The organism is Paenibacillus sp. FSL W8-0186 (genome assembly GCF_037969765.1).
Taxonomy (GTDB): Bacteria; Bacillota; Bacilli; order Paenibacillales; family Paenibacillaceae; genus Fontibacillus; species Fontibacillus woosongensis.
Window position 1 is genome coordinate 1040001 of record NZ_CP150207.1, and the last position, 16563, is coordinate 1056563.

Below are 16563 nucleotides of genomic sequence, written 5' to 3' on the forward strand. Positions count from 1 at the left end.
ACCGTAATCCGTTATGAGCGATGGGGTGACGCAGTAGGGTAGTGACGCGAGCTGATGGATGCTCGTCCAAGCAGTGAGGCTGATGTGTAGGCAAATCCGCACATCGTTAAGGCTGGGCTGTGATGGGGAGGGAAAATTTACAGTACCGAAGGTCATGATCTCACACTGCCAAGAAAAGCCTCTAGCCAGGAGAAGGTGCCCGTACCGCAAACCGACACAGGTAGGCGAGAAGAGAATTCTAAGGCGCGCGGAAGAACTCTCGTTAAGGAACTCGGCAAAATGACCCCGTAACTTTGGGAGAAGGGGTGCCCCGGTAGTGTGAATAGCACGAGGGGGCCGCAGTGAAAAGGCCCAAGCGACTGTTTAGCAAAAACACAGGTCTGTGCGAAGCCGTAAGGCGAAGTATACGGGCTGACGCCTGCCCGGTGCTGGAAGGTTAAGGGGAGCGGTTAGGGAGCAATCCCGAAGCTGTGAACCGAAGCCCCAGTAAACGGCGGCCGTAACTATAACGGTCCTAAGGTAGCGAAATTCCTTGTCAGGTAAATTCTGACCCGCACGAATGGCGTAACGACTTGGGCGCTGTCTCAACGAGAGATCCGGTGAAATTTTAATACCTGTGAAGATGCAGGTTACCCGCGACAAGACGGAAAGACCCCATGGAGCTTTACTACAGCTTGATATTGAACTTTGATGCGATTTGTACAGGATAGGTGGGAGCCTAAGAATCCGGAGCGCCAGCTTCGGTGGAGGCATCGTTGGGATACCACCCTGATCGTATCGAAGTTCTAACCTAGGACCGTGATCCGGTTCGGGGACAGTGTCAGGTGGGTAGTTTGACTGGGGCGGTCGCCTCCTAAAGAGTAACGGAGGCGCCCCAAGGTTCCCTCAGAATGGTTGGAAATCATTCGCAGAGTGCAAAGGCAAAAGGGAGCTTGACTGCGAGACTGACAAGTCGAGCAGGGACGAAAGTCGGGCTTAGTGATCCGGTGGTACCGCATGGAAGGGCCATCGCTCAACGGATAAAAGCTACCCTGGGGATAACAGGCTTATCTCCCCCAAGAGTCCACATCGACGGGGAGGTTTGGCACCTCGATGTCGGCTCATCGCATCCTGGGGCTGAAGTAGGTCCCAAGGGTTGGGCTGTTCGCCCATTAAAGCGGTACGCGAGCTGGGTTCAGAACGTCGTGAGACAGTTCGGTCCCTATCTGTCGTGGGCGTAGGAAATTTGAGAGGAGCTGTCCTTAGTACGAGAGGACCGGGATGGACGCACCGCTGGTGCACCAGTTGTTCCGCCAGGAGCATAGCTGGGTAGCTACGTGCGGATGGGATAAACGCTGAAAGCATCTAAGCGTGAAGCCCTCCTCAAGATGAGATTTCCCAATTAGTAAGACCCCTTGAAGACGACGAGGTTGATAGGCCTGAGGTGGAAGTGCAGCAATGTATGGAGCTGACAGGTACTAATCGGTCGAGGGCTTATCCAAGATACCCCACAAAGTGAAGAACAGCTTCGATGCTGATTCCGATTACTTTGCGGGGACCCCGAGAACATTACCAGCCTTGGTAGTGGGGGCTAACACGCAAATGAAGTTTCGTATCCAGTTTTCAGGTGATCAAGTCATCTGAGCACGTTTGGTGGCAATGGCGGAGGGGTTCCACACGTACCCATCTCGAACACGACCGTTAAGCCCTCCAGCGCCGATGGTACTTGGACCGCAGGGTCCTGGGAGAGTAGGACGTCGCCAAGCAACGGAAGAAGCACTGCTGATCTTTGTATCAGCGGTGCTTTTTTGTTTTTACTAAGTGATGTTTGCATTGCATCAAACACGTTCTTACGGACAAGAGATCCGCTATTTGCTGTTCTTATGCGAAATCGGCAAGCCAACGGACACAGAAGGCGTTATTCAGTGGAAATGACCCTCAAAGCCATGGGTTTTACTCCAATAGGATCCTTTGTGTCCGTTAGGTCCGGAAATAGCAGCATTTTTGCAAAATAGCGGAACCAAGGTCCGTAAGAGATCAGCAGACTAGAGACAGCAAAAAGACAATCTGTACTTGATTAACCGCCATCTTTACCTGAATAATGCTGTAACAGGGTGTACCGTATGCAGTATATGCAACTTTATTCTAAGCAATCAGAAGAATATCAACTATAAATCGCAATATTGCTACCTCAAAATCGTTTCCTGAATTCGATAGACTAACGATGTAAGCCTATACATTTAGAAAGGGGTCATTACTTCTATGTCGCGTAGCGCTTTTCTTCAGCGCAATGTTCGGCAAACAACAAAGTAGTTAAACGGCTGTTAAACTGCTGGGGCTAAAGTGCATGGCCTCCAACTCGGAATGGCGGACTATAGTGTCGATTTCAGAATGATGATGTTGCGACTTTTACCACGAAGCCGCTTCCGCTTTTCGTCGTTTTTTTGCTGTTCAGTCTTTGGGTTATTGCGGGACTTACTTCAGAGGGATCAAAAAGCTAGCAAGGAATATTGAATACGATGAAGAATAATACAGGTAGAAGATGTTGGAGGAGGCCACAAAAGTACATGAAGCTCCGTCGAAAAATCTTGCTGGCCATTATACTTCTCGTGTTCATTCCGGTTATACTGATGGGCGGTGTGTCGTATTACAGCTTCGCGAACGCTATGGAGAAGAAGTCCAGTCATTTCTATTGGATTTCCTTGCTGGAGAGCGACCGGAAGCTGAAATTTGCGCTGAATGAAATAACGACTATTTCGAATTCGGCGATTACTCAGGATGTAATTCAGCAAACGCTGAAGGTGCCGGAGGCAGGAGTAAGCTACGAGAACAAGCAAGAGATAAGCAAACTATTCAATCATCCGATGATTACTTCGTTCGCATTGTATACCGAACATCAATTGCTCTACAGTTCTAATGAATCCATGGCATTTCAGGAGCTGGATCAACAGAGCTGGTACGAGAAGATGAAATCGGCCGAAGGAAGACCGGTGTGGATCGGACCTGGGGAGAACGGTTCGGTTCCAACGGGGAAACCGGTACTTATCCAGGCCAGGCTAATTAAAGATTATTATTCACTAGAGGATATTGGGGCACTCGTGATATATATCAAACCGGACATTCTGGATCAGGTGTTCTGGGAAGCAGCAACACTAAAGCAAGGAGATATACTGCTGGTGAATACGCAGGGGAATATCGTATTTGACAAGTCTGGTGAGCATATCGGGGAACAGACTTCATTTCCCTTCCTTTCGGATGGCTATTCTAACAGCAAAGGTTATTATGTGGATAAGTATCTTGGAGAGAAATCGCTGATTACCTATCTGCCCTCTCATAATAAAGACTGGGTTTTGGTAGCGATTACACCGTTTAAACTGATAGCCTCGGAGTCTATGTCGATCCGCAATATCGCCGTGATTCTCGTCCTGGTATCTTTGGTATCGGCGTTTTTGTTTGACCGTTTTTTTGTGCGCAGGCTGGTCAGCAGCATTATTAGCGTCGTAAACGGTATGAAGCGAGTGCAGCAAGGGATTTTCGTGCCGATTACGGCAGGACTTCCCGCGGATGACGAGCGTGATTTGCTGGTGGATGGCTTTAATCGGATGAGCACGCAAATTGACGAGCTAATCGAGCAGGTCGGGACGGAGCAGAACCGCAAGAAAGAAGCAGAGCTGCAGGCATTAGTTGCGCAGATCAACCCGCATTTCATTTATAACTCCCTGGAATCTATCAATTCCATGGCTGTACTGCAGGGGAACAAAAGCATCAGCAAAATGGTTGTTTCTCTCGGCAAGCTGCTGCGGATCAGCATCAGCGAGAATCAGGAGCTGATTCCGCTGCAGATGGAAATGGAGCATGTCCGGCATTATATGGATATACAAAAATTCCGCTTTGAAGATAAGTTTGCTTATGACATGCAACTATCGGATGATTTGAAGTACTATAAAACGCAAAAGCTAATCGTTCAGCCTATTGTCGAGAACGCGCTATACCATGCAATCGAGCCGATGGAGGGCAGCGGATTGATCACGATCCGGGCGGAGGAGCAGGGCAGTGATATTTTCATCTACGTGATGGATAACGGACTTGGATTTAATCCGGATACGCTGCAGAAGATGTGGAGCAAGGACTGGGGCAAGCTGAAAAAATACCGGGAAAACGGCGTAGGCCTTAAAAATGTGCATGAACGCCTGCGCATCCGGTTTGGCGGACATTACGGCATCATGATATGTTCTTCCTCGGGATTCGGATCTACGATTCGAATCCGGATACCTAAGATTGTTTCATAAAATAATGATAGGTAAACAGGGGGGATCATGATGAAATGGCTGTTAAATTGGGGTTGGATGCTGCTGTATGTTATCGTTCTCGCCGTCTCGGTTCTCCTGATTACGGCGGGTAATCGCGATCCGATTGAGGAGAATCAGAGCGATAAGATTACGCTTACCTTTCGCCACTTCTGGACGAAGGAGCATGACCGGCCGATGCTGAGCATTTTTGAGGATGTAGTGGCGGACTATCAGAAGCACCACCCAAATGTTAAGGTGAATTTCGAAGGGATGGATCAGACTACGCATCGCGAACAGCAGTTGAAGAGCGAAATGGTCACGGGGACGCCTCCGGATATGTTCGTCTTGTTCGGTGGGGCTGAAATCGAACCGTACGTCCGGGCGAACCGGTTGATGGATTTGAGCCAGTTTGTACAGGATCGGGGACTTCAGGGACAGTTTCGCGATCTGCAGTTGTGGACTTTCGACGGCCGCGTTTACGGGCTGCCGATTGAAGGCAATGCGGAGCCTTTGTATTATAATAAGACGATTTTCGAGTCGCTTGATCTTGACCCTCCAAGCACGCTGACCGAATTGGACCATGTCATCCAGGTGTTAAGGGATAACGGCTATATTCCGTTTGCGCTAGGCAATGAAGACCGCTGGCCAGCGGCGATATTCGCCCATTACCTTATGGATCGCTACGCAGGGCCTGAACTGATTCAGGCGCTGTCGCAGGGCGAAGAGGGCTATGATTTTCGGAACGATAAATATTTGCAAGCCTATGAACATCTGGCCGATTGGGTCGAGGCAGGAGCTTTTTCTTCCTCGGCCAACGGCTATACCACCGAAGAGGCGATCGCCCAGTTTACAACAGGCCGGGCTGCCATGTATTTGAACGGGAACTGGGATATCAATCTGTTTCGCCGCAGCGGCGTGATGGACGACTCTGCATTAAGCTTTCAAGAGGAGGTCGGCGTCATCCCATTCCCAGGAATGCGGCTTGGAGCAATGAGATCGGTCGCAGGCGGGTATACGATCGGCATCGGGCTGTCGTCCAATTTGGACGATGCGAAGAAGGAGGCCGCGCTAGATTTGCTAGAGGGCTTCTATACAAAGGAAATACAGAGCCGTATCGTGTATGAGGGGCTGCGTCTGCCGTCGATCAAGCTGAGCTTTGATCCCGAGAAGACAGGTCCGGTTTTTGCACAGGTCATTACCTTGATGGAGCAGAGTACGCAAAGTTTCGTACCGTATGATAATATTTTATCGCCAGAAGTCAAAAGGTCCTTCCTGAAGGGCGTAAAGGAAATGATCGGCAGCCAGTTGGACGCGAAGGAAGCATTGAAGGAATTGCAGCATAGCTCTACGTTTTATTGGAACCAGCGAAGAAGCTCTTTACCCTTTAAGAATTCAGGAGGTGCCACGAATGGGGTCGACGGAAGAGAAGTACAGGGTGATTCTGGTTGATGATGAGCCTATTATTCTGCGCAGTTTGAAGGCGGCCATACCTTGGGAAGAACTTCGCTTGGAAATTGCCGGGGAGGCAAGGAACGGGGAGCAGGCTCTTCAACTGGTGCGCGAGACAGCGCCGCATATGATTATTAGCGACATCCGTATGCCTGGGAAAGACGGAATCGCTCTGATGAAGGAGGTATTGTCCGAGAATCCGCAGAGATTGTTCATCTTCATCAGCGGTTACGGTGAATTTGAGTACGCAAGAGAGGCGCTGCGCGAGGGGGCTTTTGACTACTTGCTGAAGCCGATCGATCATGATGAATTGATTGAAATGATTGCGCGGGCCAAGAAACATCTTAACAAGCAGCAGGAAAACGACAAGCTCCTCCATTCGGTTCAGGTGTTATCTTTGCTTGCTAGGGAGAGGCTCTTTGCCGAGTTGATCGAAGGGAATCAAAGTCCGCTGCAGCATATGCGCTGGCTAGAGAACAGCGAGCTGGAACAGGGATATTTCATGGCCGTCGTTCAGTTGGATCATTATGTGAAGCTTAATGAGCAGTGGAGCAGCGAAGAGAAATCCCTTTGGCTGTTCGCGATCCGCAACATCGTTAGCGAATGGTCGCTGAATCAGGGAGGGCTCGCGGCATTTCCTTTTCATAGCGGCGAATGGGTTATCTTATTTCCCAACAAGCTCAGTGAGCGAAAAACAAGCTTAGGCCATGATTTGATCCGCCAAATCAAGGTGAATACGAAGCTGTCCTGTTCTACGGGCTTCAGTCCAAGCCTGATCGGCATTAATCACTTGAACGAAGCCTACCAGATGGCGGCCAAGGCCTTGTACCAGCGCTTCTATTCCGGGGAAGAGGGGGTATACGTCTACTCGGTCAGCGACGAGACAGCCATTGCTTCTGAAGTAAAGTATCCGAAGAAGCTTGAAGAATCGCTGCTGGAATGCGTCCGTAAGCTAGACCGCCAGAGGATGCAGCAGCTCTTTGATGAGATGAAAGGTGAATTCGAGGAACAGGCATTAACGAAGGGTCAGGCAGAGCGCATGATCGTTGAGCTGACGATCGTGCTGTACCGGCAATTCGAAGCGATGAACCTGACGCTGGAGTGGTCGCTGGAAGGGTTGCTGCAGGAGATTCACGCTGCACCAACGCTCAGCGAGATGGTGGCTGTCTTGAAGAACTGCTTCGGCGAGTGGATCCTGCACGGCAAGGACAATGATTCGCGCGGGGATGTTCAGGCCGTTATTGCCAAGGCGACCTCGTATATTACTAACAATTATCATAAAGACTTAAGCATTGAAGAGGTCTGCGAAGTGGCCGAGCTGAGCATTAGTCATTTCTGCATGCTGTTCAAGCAGGAGACGGGGTATACCTTTCTGGAATATTTGACGAAGTGCCGCATTGATAAGGCTAAGTTTATTTTACAGAATACAAACGTCAAGGTATATCAAGTAGCTCCGCTGGTCGGCTATCAGGACCCCCGGTATTTTAGTCAGGTGTTCAAGAAAATAACGGGGAAAACTCCTTCTGAATATCGGGAAGAGGCCAGTTAAGATGAGTGCAGACTAGGGAGCTTTGAGACAAGGACGGCCGGATAATCCGGTCGTCCTTGTAGGATTGAGCTATTTTTTTTAGAACTGTTTCACTAGCGATTCCGCTGCATGGAGCCCATAATCAGACTGACGATGAAAACAAGGAGGATCGCCCCAATCAACGCTGGGACAAAGTAGAAGTTGCCAATCACCGGCCCCCAGTTGCCAAGAATCAGGCTGCCGAGCCATGCCCCGATGAACCCGGCAATAATGTTACCGATCACTCCCCCGGGGACATCCCTCCCCATAATCAATCCTGCGAGCCAGCCAATCACACCACCGATAATTAATGACCATAAGAAACCCATTCTTATCACCTCTATCTTTGGATTAGCTTGTCTGTCTACTATTAACCACCTCCGTCAATTTTAAACATGATGACGCTCTTTTTAGCTTGAATTTGGGGTAGCCATATAATGATATTTTTGAAATATTAATTTTTTTGTTAAAAAGGGTTGTTAAACAGGTAGCTGATCTGGTAAAATCCAACACAACAACTACCAAAAACAAGCAAAACTAGCATTGTTTTTATTGAAAGCACTTACATCATGAAGTTTGTAATGGAGTTGATGTTAAGTAAAAGGAGGTAATGCTTTTTGGCGTAAAATACAAACGTTTGCACTGATCGGGGAGAACTGGCGCAAGAGTTAAAATGGGGAAGTTTTGTCTTTTGTGCAAACATTTGCACAAAAAACAAAGGTGAAAGAAATTACTGCAGGCTGGTGCCGAAAGTTAAGTGTATGAGATTAAGGAGGAGAAGTCGTGTATAAACAAGCCCGAAAGTTTATTGCCTTATGGCTGAGCATTATTTTTGTGGCAACTTCGCTTTTTATGAATCCTTTAGCGGCGGTAGAGGCCGAGTATGTCCCGGAGCTGCCGCAGCTCCAAGCTGCCAATGAGCCGATCGTGCCGCAGGCTGCTGCAAGCGCCGCCGCGAAGGCAGATACTGCAGAGCTGGAGAGCGGGATTTTTAGCTGGGATAATGCAAACGTTTACTTTGTACTGACGGACCGGTTCCTGGATGGGGATTCAAGCAATAATAATTCCTATGGACGTCCGCAGCGGGACGCTACCGGGAAAAATATCGGCACGTTTCACGGAGGGGATTTGAAGGGCTTGACCCAAAAGCTCCAGGAGGGCTATTTTACCGATTTAGGCACCAATGTGCTTTGGATTTCTGCACCTTATGAGCAAATGCACGGGTGGGTCGGGGGAGGCAACGGCGGGGATTTTGCCCATTACGGCTACCATGGTTACTATGCGCTTGATTATACGATGATGGATCGCAATATGGGGACGGTCAGCGATATGCGGGAGTTTGTGGATTTGGCGCATTCGCAGGGCATTCGCGTCGTATTGGATGTCGTTCTGAATCATCCTGGTTATTCTACTCTGAAGGATATGGAGGAATACGGCTTCGGCGCAAGAAACGGCATCGGTGCTGGCTGGACGCCAGGAAGCGGCCAAACCTGGCATAGCTTTCATGATCAGATCGATTATAATAACGCTTCCGCTTGGGCGGGCTGGTGGGGCAGCTGGGTTCGGGCCGGCATCGCAGGGTATGAGAATTGCGGCGGCAGCGATTTAACCCAATGCGTAGGGAACCTGCCTGATTTCCGAACCAATGTGAATAGCAGCGTAGGGCTTGCTCCTATTTTGAGGACGAAATGGGCCAAGGAAACAACCGGGCATGATGCTTGGATTGTGCCGGCGGCCTCAGGTTTACGAAAGGATCTTGGTATAGCACCAGCCGATCATATCGTGAAAATGCTTGCCGCCTGGGTGGAGGAGTTTGGGATTGACGGCTTCCGGGCCGATACGGCCAAGCATGTGGAGCTCAGCCGCTGGCAGCAATTGAAGAACGAGAGCAGCGCAGCGCTGCAGAGATGGAGGCAGAACAACCCGAACAAGCCGGGGGCGGATTGGAAGGACAGCTTCTGGATGACTGGAGAGGTATGGGGGCATGGCGTCGGCAAAAGTGAATACTTTAGCTACGGCTTCGATTCAGTCATTAATTTCAGCTTCCAGGACAGCAATCTGAACGCCTTGGAGGGCACTTATGCCGAATATGCCTCCAAGATCAACAGCGACCCGAATTTCAATGTGCTGAGCTACATTTCATCGCATGATACCCGTTTATATGACCGCAGCAGGCTGATTCAGGCGGGCAGCGCTCTGCTGCTGCTGCCGGGCGGAGTCCAAACGTTCTACGGGGATGAGGCGGCCAGAGCGTTTGGCGATACCGGTTCGGACCCGCAGCAAGGAACCCGTTCCTCCATGAATTGGAACAGCCTGAATCAGGACGTTCTGTCGCATTGGCAGAAGGTCGGGCAATTCCGAAACCGCCACCTTGCGATCGGAGCTGGCAGCCATGCCAAAATCGCGGATGCTCCCTATACGTTCAAACGATCGTATTCGAAGAACGGCATCGAGGATCAAGTCGTTGTCGTGATGGGCGCTTCAGGAACGACGAAGGTAAATGTATCGTCGGCGTTCGCCGACGGCAGCACGGTACGGGATGCCTACACGGGGAATGAAGCCGTTGTATCCGGCGGGTTCGCTACATTTACTGCACATGCAGGCGGTCTGATTCTGATTGAGCAGGCGGCGGAGTCGGATCTGCCTGCGGTGTCCGCATCGCCAGCGGGAGGAAGCTTCAAAACAGATAGCTTAACGGTTACGCTCCATGTCAAAAAAGCGGAGTCCGGAAAATATACGCTGGATGGCAGTAACCCTTCACAGGGCATTCCATATACAGATGGTACGGTAATTACAATCGGGAACGGTATGGAGTTCGATGAATCCGTCAAATTACGGCTGTATGCCGTGAACGGGGAAGGATCTTCCGTACAGGAATACAGCTTTACGAAGAAAAATCCCGACGCCGGACTGACGGTTTACTTCAAGAAGCCGGCGGACTGGGGCGCGCCTTCCCTGTACTACTATAACACGGCGCCTAAGGCAAGCGAGCCGACATGGGCTGCATCCCCTGCAATGACAAGGGTTTCGGGAGATTGGTATTCCTATAGAATCGCAGGCGTGGATAGCGCAACAGTCATTTTCAAAGATAGTTCGGGCAAACAGAACCCGGGCCAGAACCAGCCGGGATTCGTCCGCACTTCAGACGGCTGGTATGACGGTCAGCAGTGGCATGAATCAAATCCGGACGGGACAGGTAATCCGGGAACGGGTGGAAACGAGGTCACGATCTACTATAAACATGGCTTCACCGCGCCGTATATTCATTATCGCCCTGAAGGAGGAACTTGGACGGCAGTTCCGGGCGTAGCGATGGAAGCCTCCGAGGTCGCGGGCTATAGCAAATACACCGTAGATATCGGAACCGCATCCCGCCTTGAGGCCTGCTTCACGGATGGCAAAGGCAACTGGGACAGCAATAATATGAATAACTATTTCTTTGCAGCGGGAACATGGACGTATAGCGGAAGAGGACAAATTACAGCGGGGGCTCCGGCAGCTGCAAGGTCTGCGAATGTAATGTATCTTGCGCCAGGGGCAGAGGATTCTTCATTGACAGAGGAGGAGCCCTTGCCGGAAAAAGCTTCGCAGGAAGGTGCGGAGGCAGCTTAAATAAGCAGGCAAATATTAATAGAAAATCAAATAGAGGAACGCCCCGGGCATCTTATAATGCCGGGGCATTTTGTTGTATGGCGAGCTATGGAGTTGAGCGAAGTTACTAATATGCTATAGCCGTTTTCGCCGGAAATACAATACGAATGCACAGGCGGCGAGCAGGACTGTTAGCGATATACCAGCCGTGATGGCCTCTGTCGTATTGTCCTGCTGCTGGCGGCCTTGCTGGCCAGTCCCCCAAAATTCGCCCCGATTGCCGAAGCCTTCAGGGGGAGTAAGACCCATGCCGTCCTGGGCGCGCCTTCCGCCTTGATCCCTCTCCAGGGGCGCTTGTCCATCCGGAGCAGCTCCTGGATTGCCGAAGGGCGGGTCTGAGCCTTGTTGCGCCTGTGTCCCCTGCTCCGACTGTGCTGGGCTAGCGTCCTGCTGAGCCGTTGCTCCCTGCTCCGACTGTGCTGGGCTAGCGTCCTGCTGAGCCGTTGCTCCCTGCTCCGACTGTGTTGGGCTAGTGTCCTGCAGAGCTGCTGCACCCTGCTGTGACTGTACTGGGTTAGCGCCCTGTTCTCCTGCGGCAGCGGGAGCATCGACATGATTGCGGATGCCAGGAACTGCGCCAGCTCCGAATCTGCCGCCCATACCGCCACCTATACCGCCGCCGCTGCCTGATCCGTCCCCGGAGGAAGGAATCGTTCCGGCGAGCTGCTGGGCAATGTTGTCGACCTGCTTCGCGTTGGTCGTTATTAAATCCGTCACGCCTTGCTCATATTCCTCATACGAGTAGAATGCAGTCGGGTCCTGCTCAACGTATTCGGAGATCATTTGCTTCAATTGTTCCACGCGAGCGGAAAAGCTGTCTTCCGACAAATAACTTTCGATCGCCTCTTTTATAATGTCGTGGTATTTCTCTTTATAATCATCCACAGCAAGAAGCTTGGCGACGAGAGGCCGCTCTGCCAATGCCCCCTGTGTAGGCTCGTCGATCAGCAGTGCGGTGCTGGATTGTCTAGGTGCTGCATTAGCATCCTGACCCTGATTATTTGCAGGAGCTTGCAAAAATTCGCCGTCTGGCAATTGTAGGGGAGCAGCTGCGTTATTTTCCGTGTTGTCGTTAGCCGTGCTGCCAACATTGGCAGCTGTATCGGCTGCCGCGTTCTCCGCCGCCTGGTTGCGCCATTGGCCGCCCCGTCCCATACCCATGCCGCCGCCCAATCCGCCGAAGGCCATGTTGTAGTCCCAAGGCAGGATGGAGAACACGCCATCTTCCTCGTACAAATAATAGTTTTGCTTATTTCCGCCAATGTAGCTGTCGGTGTTGTTGGTGACCACGTTCAAGGCGATATACTTCAAGGCCTCCTCGACAAAGAGCACACTCTCATAGTCGGTGCCATGATTCAACTCGTCCAGCATATCGGTCAGCACATTGCCATTATGGGACTTGGACTTCAATTCCAAACCGGTGTATAAATCGGGATCATCGCCCAGCCACATCAAATCGCTGCCGGTCCCTGTCATTACGCCTTTATACAAGGCCCCATAAGCATGATCGAAATGGCGCTCCAAGTACGCGGTCCCGATCTGCTCGACGGCCAGGTAGAAGCCCCATAGCTCGCCGTTAATATAAATGTTGACGAATGAATATTTCGGCGTCGGCAGCCCCATCGTTTCCGCCAGCTCGTAAGCGAGATATTCCCGCATATAAGAGGCATCGCTGTAATTATTGTTCAGATTGATTTTTTCCAGTCCGCCCAAGGTTTGATTGACGTATTCGTTAAAAGACAACTTGAAGCTGTACCTGTCCGAATCGCTCATTTGCACAACGCTTCGCAGAGATAAATTGCCTTTCGTACGGATGCCGATATTGTCGATCTGCTGGCCGTTGTAATTCACGGAGGCTGGTTTATATTCCTCAGCGCTGGCATTGTCCAGCATGTCCTGAAAATCCTCCGGATCGATCGTAATTTTGACGTCGACGACCTTATCTTTGGGAAAAACAACCTCATCGAGAAATTGGGCCGCAGCCGATCCGGTGGAAGGGTTATAAGCGCTGGCGGCAGCCGTGCCATTATTGCTGGAAGACAAGGAGGCCGGCGCATGGGCAGCGGAGCACGCAGCGAGCCCCAAGCACATCAGTCCAAGGGACAGGCTCTTTAGAGCGCTCTTCAGCCTAAAGGTCATGATACATAATCCCCGTTGTAGCTGATCAGCACCGCATTTCTCACTCCGTCCAGCTCGGAGATCCGGTTGACGAACACGCCTTCGCTGTCGCGGAGGCGAACCTCCAGCGTCATCTCGATGTTGCCGGGAGATACGGTCTTTTGCTTCACATTATATCTTTTGACTAATCCAGAAACGGCCCGGTGAATCGCCTGCTCGCTTTCATCGCCGCTGCAGTTGATTACAAGCAGGTAAGGCGTCTCCAATGTGGAGTTCTTAATGAACAGAAACAGTACCAGCCCGATAATGACGGAGCCGATGGCCGCCAGAGTGTAGAAGCCCGCTCCAGTGACGATGCCTGCGGCAGCAGCCCAGAACAGGAAGATCAAATCGGTAGGATCTTTGATTGGCGTTCTGAAGCGGACGATCGATAAGGCGCCGACCATACCGAGGGACAAGATCAGGTTGGAATTAATCGCGATGATGACCATCGCTGTTACCAAGGTCATGCCGATCAAGGAGACGTTGAAGCTTTTCGAATACAGCACGCCGCTGAATACCCTTTTGTACAGAATAAAAATAAATAAGCCAATGATAAATGCGATGCCTAGTGTGATAAGAATTTTGGACAGGCTGATATCGGATGTAAAGTTGTTTAGCACCGACTTCTTGATAATGTCGCTAAAGGTGGTAGATGATGCATTTGTGGTCGTTTCCATAGTGATTAATAATCCTCCCATGAGTTTTCTTTAAGATATTTGCAGCAGATGACGTATTTCGATGCAGATTGGCGGCTAAGCCCTTCAAGCTGTAGAGCGGTCCGGATCGTCTCGGGGATGAACTCATCGTATTTGACTTCCAGAATAATGAGCCTATCGTCGATCGCGGATACTGACTGCAATTGGTGATCGAAAATATCGACCGCATGCAGCCCAGTTCTTAAATCCTTGTCAAACGTAATCCGGACGTTGCCATTTGCAAATACGAACGGCTCGCGCACGTAATCTACGATAACCTTCGGTCTGAGCAGCCGGTGGTTCATCTGCTGGTAGAGTTCCATTAGTAGCGGCTTTTCCGGTACGTGAAGGACTTGGAAGTCGCCGTTAAGAATGGAATGGTACATACCGCGGGTGATTGGCTCTTTCACCTTGGCAATGTAATCGTTCAGCTTGATTTTTTTCTCAAAATGGATCACGTCGTCCTGCATATTGTAGATGCGGATGCGGTATTTGCAGCGCTGGCGGATTCCTCCCAGCTTCTCGTGCAGAGCCGTGTTATCGATGTCGTCGAAGTAGAGACTGCGGATATGGTACTCCCCGTTAGAGCCTGTATGCCGATCATGATCCATCAGGTTGGCCAAACGCTGCCGTAAAAGAAAATATTGCTGCCGGTTAATTAAAAATTTGAATTCGTGCCGAAAGTTGAGTTTCTTATTCATGAATGCTTGTACACCTCTTTTCCTGGGGAATTGCTATATAGAGTTCATAGCTGGTTCTTACCCGCTATGTGAGCTCAAAATATATCCTAGCAGCCGTTCCTGATTTCTCACTTAATGTAAACTGAATGTCAACTGAAAGTTAAAATATGTTTCGATATTTTAAATTGGGGTAATGAATAATTTGGATATTATACATAGTCATTTATGATCAAACAGGGAAAGGGACGTAAGACGAAGATGGCATGGAATCAGATGAAGAGGAGAAGGACACACACGCGGAAATGGAATGAAAATAAGGGTCTATGGCACATATTGTTCATCGGTTCGATTGTCGCTGCTTTGGCCATGACCGTTGCCGGCTGTGGAAAGGGAGGGGACGCCGGGAAGGCGGAGCATGTTCCGGCCGCTTCAGCGATGAATGAGGGCAATGTGTCCAATGCTGCGCCCGAATCCAAAGCAGCGGCACACGACGAAAAAGGCTCCAATGTGAATTTTGAAATCGAGACGGGCGGGAAATCCGAGGATGCCCCGGCTGACCAAGGCGATCCAAACGTATGGATTAAAGCCATAGCCAAGCTGGAAAACGAGAGATTCGTGATTTCGGGTACGACGAATTTGCTGCCGGGCGTAAAAATGAAAGCCGACCTCACCGCTGCCGGCTACAATATGTGGGGATATAACGATGAAGCAGATGTGGGACGTGACGGCACCTTTAAATTCGATATCAAGCAGCCGAATATCAAGGAAGGAATGCTGGACATTACGATCAGCTTCGTACCCGAGAAGCAAGCGGGCGAAATGGAGGCTTACGGCAAGGACGGCAGCAAGCTATACGGTCCTTATATTCACCAGTATGAAGAGTCGGATCAGGTATACCAGAAGGCAGTAGCCTTTATTCATGTAAATGCAGACCCGGAGAAGGCAGGCCAGGAGTGGGAGACGGAGATTCCTGGCGAGAAGCCGGAGGATTACGGCAGCCCGGCCGTGTGGATTACCCCGGTGATTTCATTTGACGGCACCCGCTATCAGATTAAGGCTACAAGCAATCTGCATGAAGGGGTAGAGGTAAAGGCCGACGTGGACATTCCGGATCACTGGCATATTGGGTACGGCGAGAGCGCCAAGGTCATGCCGGACGGTTCGTTCAGCCTGCAGATGAAGAAGCCGGGCAAAGTGGATACGTTCTATATCGTTTTGAAGGTCATCCCGAATGAAGATATGCCGAAGGCGGCGAAAGAAGCTTATGGAGCTAACGGGGAGAAATTCGATGGAGAGCTGGTCAAAGCGGAACAGAGCGATCAAGGCTCGATATCGGTCATCCAGCTGAAAATGAAGATTAAGGAAGAACAATGACAATAGGGGGGCCTGTGGTATGAAGTTACCAGGGGCCCCCTTTTTTTATCGGCTGGATGCTTAAAGCTTGGTCTGTGTGTTGGCATACCGTTTGCGGCCTCGGAGCAGCAGGAGGAGCGCAGGCGGCAGGACGACGAGCAGAAGAATCAGTCCCCATAACAGATCACCCGGTCCTGCGATGTTATCCGTGAGCAACCGGTAGTAAGCGTAGAGCGAGTAGGGAAGCACAAGTACGATAGAGGTCAAGACGCCCGGGGTATACAACCTGAAGTAGACGGATTGAAAGACATGGGTAAACACATGCAGAAAGAATAAATGCAGGGCGGCGATAAAGGGCAGATAGAAGGAGTAAAACACAGCGAGTACCGTAACGGTCACAAGGACGATGAATACGGCCAGAACGTCCTTGGCAAAATTCAAGGTGTTCAATTGAAACGAAGCCTGGTACAGCTTGCGGGCAAACGGGGGCAGCGAGCTTTGAACGCGCGCTCCATGCTGCGTAACCCAGCGCTCTATCGTAAGAATTTCCTCGAAGTCATGAAACACAAAAATGATAGGAAACAGCCATAACAGACTTAGAAAATGAATGTGTTCATTTAGCTGGATCAACGCGTCTATTAACATGATTCTCACGCTCCTAGAGATAAAATATCATATTTATGGATGGGAAATCCATTGGATGTCTCTATTCCAGCTAAAAAAGAGGCACAGCTTGCCCG

10 protein-coding genes and 2 rRNA genes (1 of these 12 cut by a window edge) are annotated in these 16563 nt (G+C 50.5%); 7 read left to right on the forward strand and 5 right to left on the reverse strand.

Features of this window, described 5'->3' with window-relative positions:
• The 5 genes from MKX50_RS04395 to MKX50_RS04415 form a co-directional block, all read left to right on the forward strand.
• Positions 1 to 1481, forward strand: a 23S ribosomal RNA gene (locus tag MKX50_RS04395) (it extends 1577 nt beyond the left edge of the window).
• Positions 1482 to 1628: 147 nt separating this feature from the next.
• Positions 1629 to 1745 (forward strand): 5S ribosomal RNA (gene rrf / locus MKX50_RS04400).
• A gap of 801 nt (positions 1746 to 2546) precedes the next feature.
• Complete coding sequence (locus MKX50_RS04405; RefSeq protein WP_339158509.1) at positions 2547 to 4268, forward strand: sensor histidine kinase; 1722 nt, start codon at positions 2547 to 2549, stop codon at positions 4266 to 4268.
• 30 nt (positions 4269 to 4298) lie between these two features.
• Positions 4299 to 5717 carry an extracellular solute-binding protein gene (locus MKX50_RS04410; RefSeq protein WP_339160008.1) on the forward strand — a complete coding sequence of 473 codons (1419 nt, stop codon included), beginning with the start codon at positions 4299 to 4301 and terminating at the stop codon, positions 5715 to 5717.
• Complete coding sequence (locus MKX50_RS04415; protein WP_339158510.1) at positions 5677 to 7266, forward strand: response regulator; 1590 nt, start codon at positions 5677 to 5679, stop codon at positions 7264 to 7266. Before MKX50_RS04410 ends, MKX50_RS04415 begins: the two co-directional genes overlap by 41 nt.
• A gap of 92 nt (positions 7267 to 7358) precedes the next feature.
• Here the strand turns inward: MKX50_RS04415 and MKX50_RS04420 are convergent, their stop codons facing one another.
• The gene (locus tag MKX50_RS04420) at positions 7359 to 7613 is read right to left on the reverse strand and encodes a GlsB/YeaQ/YmgE family stress response membrane protein (protein ID WP_155609948.1); all 255 of its coding nucleotides are present in this window, start codon (positions 7611 to 7613) and stop codon (positions 7359 to 7361) included.
• 454 nt (positions 7614 to 8067) lie between these two features.
• Here MKX50_RS04420 and MKX50_RS04425 point away from each other — a divergent pair, with 454 nt between their 5' ends.
• Entirely contained in the window at positions 8068 to 10896 is a 2829-nt protein-coding gene (locus MKX50_RS04425) for a carbohydrate binding domain-containing protein (RefSeq protein WP_339158511.1), read from the forward strand.
• Positions 10897 to 11010: 114 nt separating this feature from the next.
• Here MKX50_RS04425 and MKX50_RS04430 read toward each other — a convergent pair whose 3' ends face one another.
• From MKX50_RS04430 to MKX50_RS04440, 3 genes are read right to left on the reverse strand one after another with little or no spacing between them, the layout of a single operon-like run.
• Entirely contained in the window at positions 11011 to 13074 is a 2064-nt protein-coding gene (locus MKX50_RS04430; protein ID WP_339158512.1) for a CotH kinase family protein, read from the reverse strand.
• Positions 13071 to 13772: a DUF4956 domain-containing protein gene (locus MKX50_RS04435; RefSeq protein WP_339158513.1), complete on the reverse strand. Its 702-nt coding sequence runs from the start codon at positions 13770 to 13772 to the stop codon at positions 13071 to 13073. The genes MKX50_RS04430 and MKX50_RS04435 overlap by 4 nt, the downstream gene beginning before the upstream one ends.
• Before the next feature lie 5 nt (positions 13773 to 13777).
• A complete protein-coding gene (locus MKX50_RS04440) occupies positions 13778 to 14491 on the reverse strand; it encodes a polyphosphate polymerase domain-containing protein (RefSeq protein WP_339158514.1) in 714 nt (237 codons plus the stop codon).
• 204 nt (positions 14492 to 14695) lie between these two features.
• Between MKX50_RS04440 and MKX50_RS04445 the strand changes: the two genes are divergently transcribed.
• Positions 14696 to 15844 carry a hypothetical protein gene (locus MKX50_RS04445; RefSeq protein ID WP_339158515.1) on the forward strand — a complete coding sequence of 383 codons (1149 nt, stop codon included), beginning with the start codon at positions 14696 to 14698 and terminating at the stop codon, positions 15842 to 15844.
• Positions 15845 to 15904: 60 nt separating this feature from the next.
• Here MKX50_RS04445 and MKX50_RS04450 read toward each other — a convergent pair whose 3' ends face one another.
• Positions 15905 to 16468, reverse strand: coding sequence for an HXXEE domain-containing protein (locus MKX50_RS04450; protein ID WP_213594088.1), 564 nt, complete (start codon positions 16466 to 16468; stop codon positions 15905 to 15907).
• Positions 16469 to 16563 lie beyond the last annotated feature (95 nt).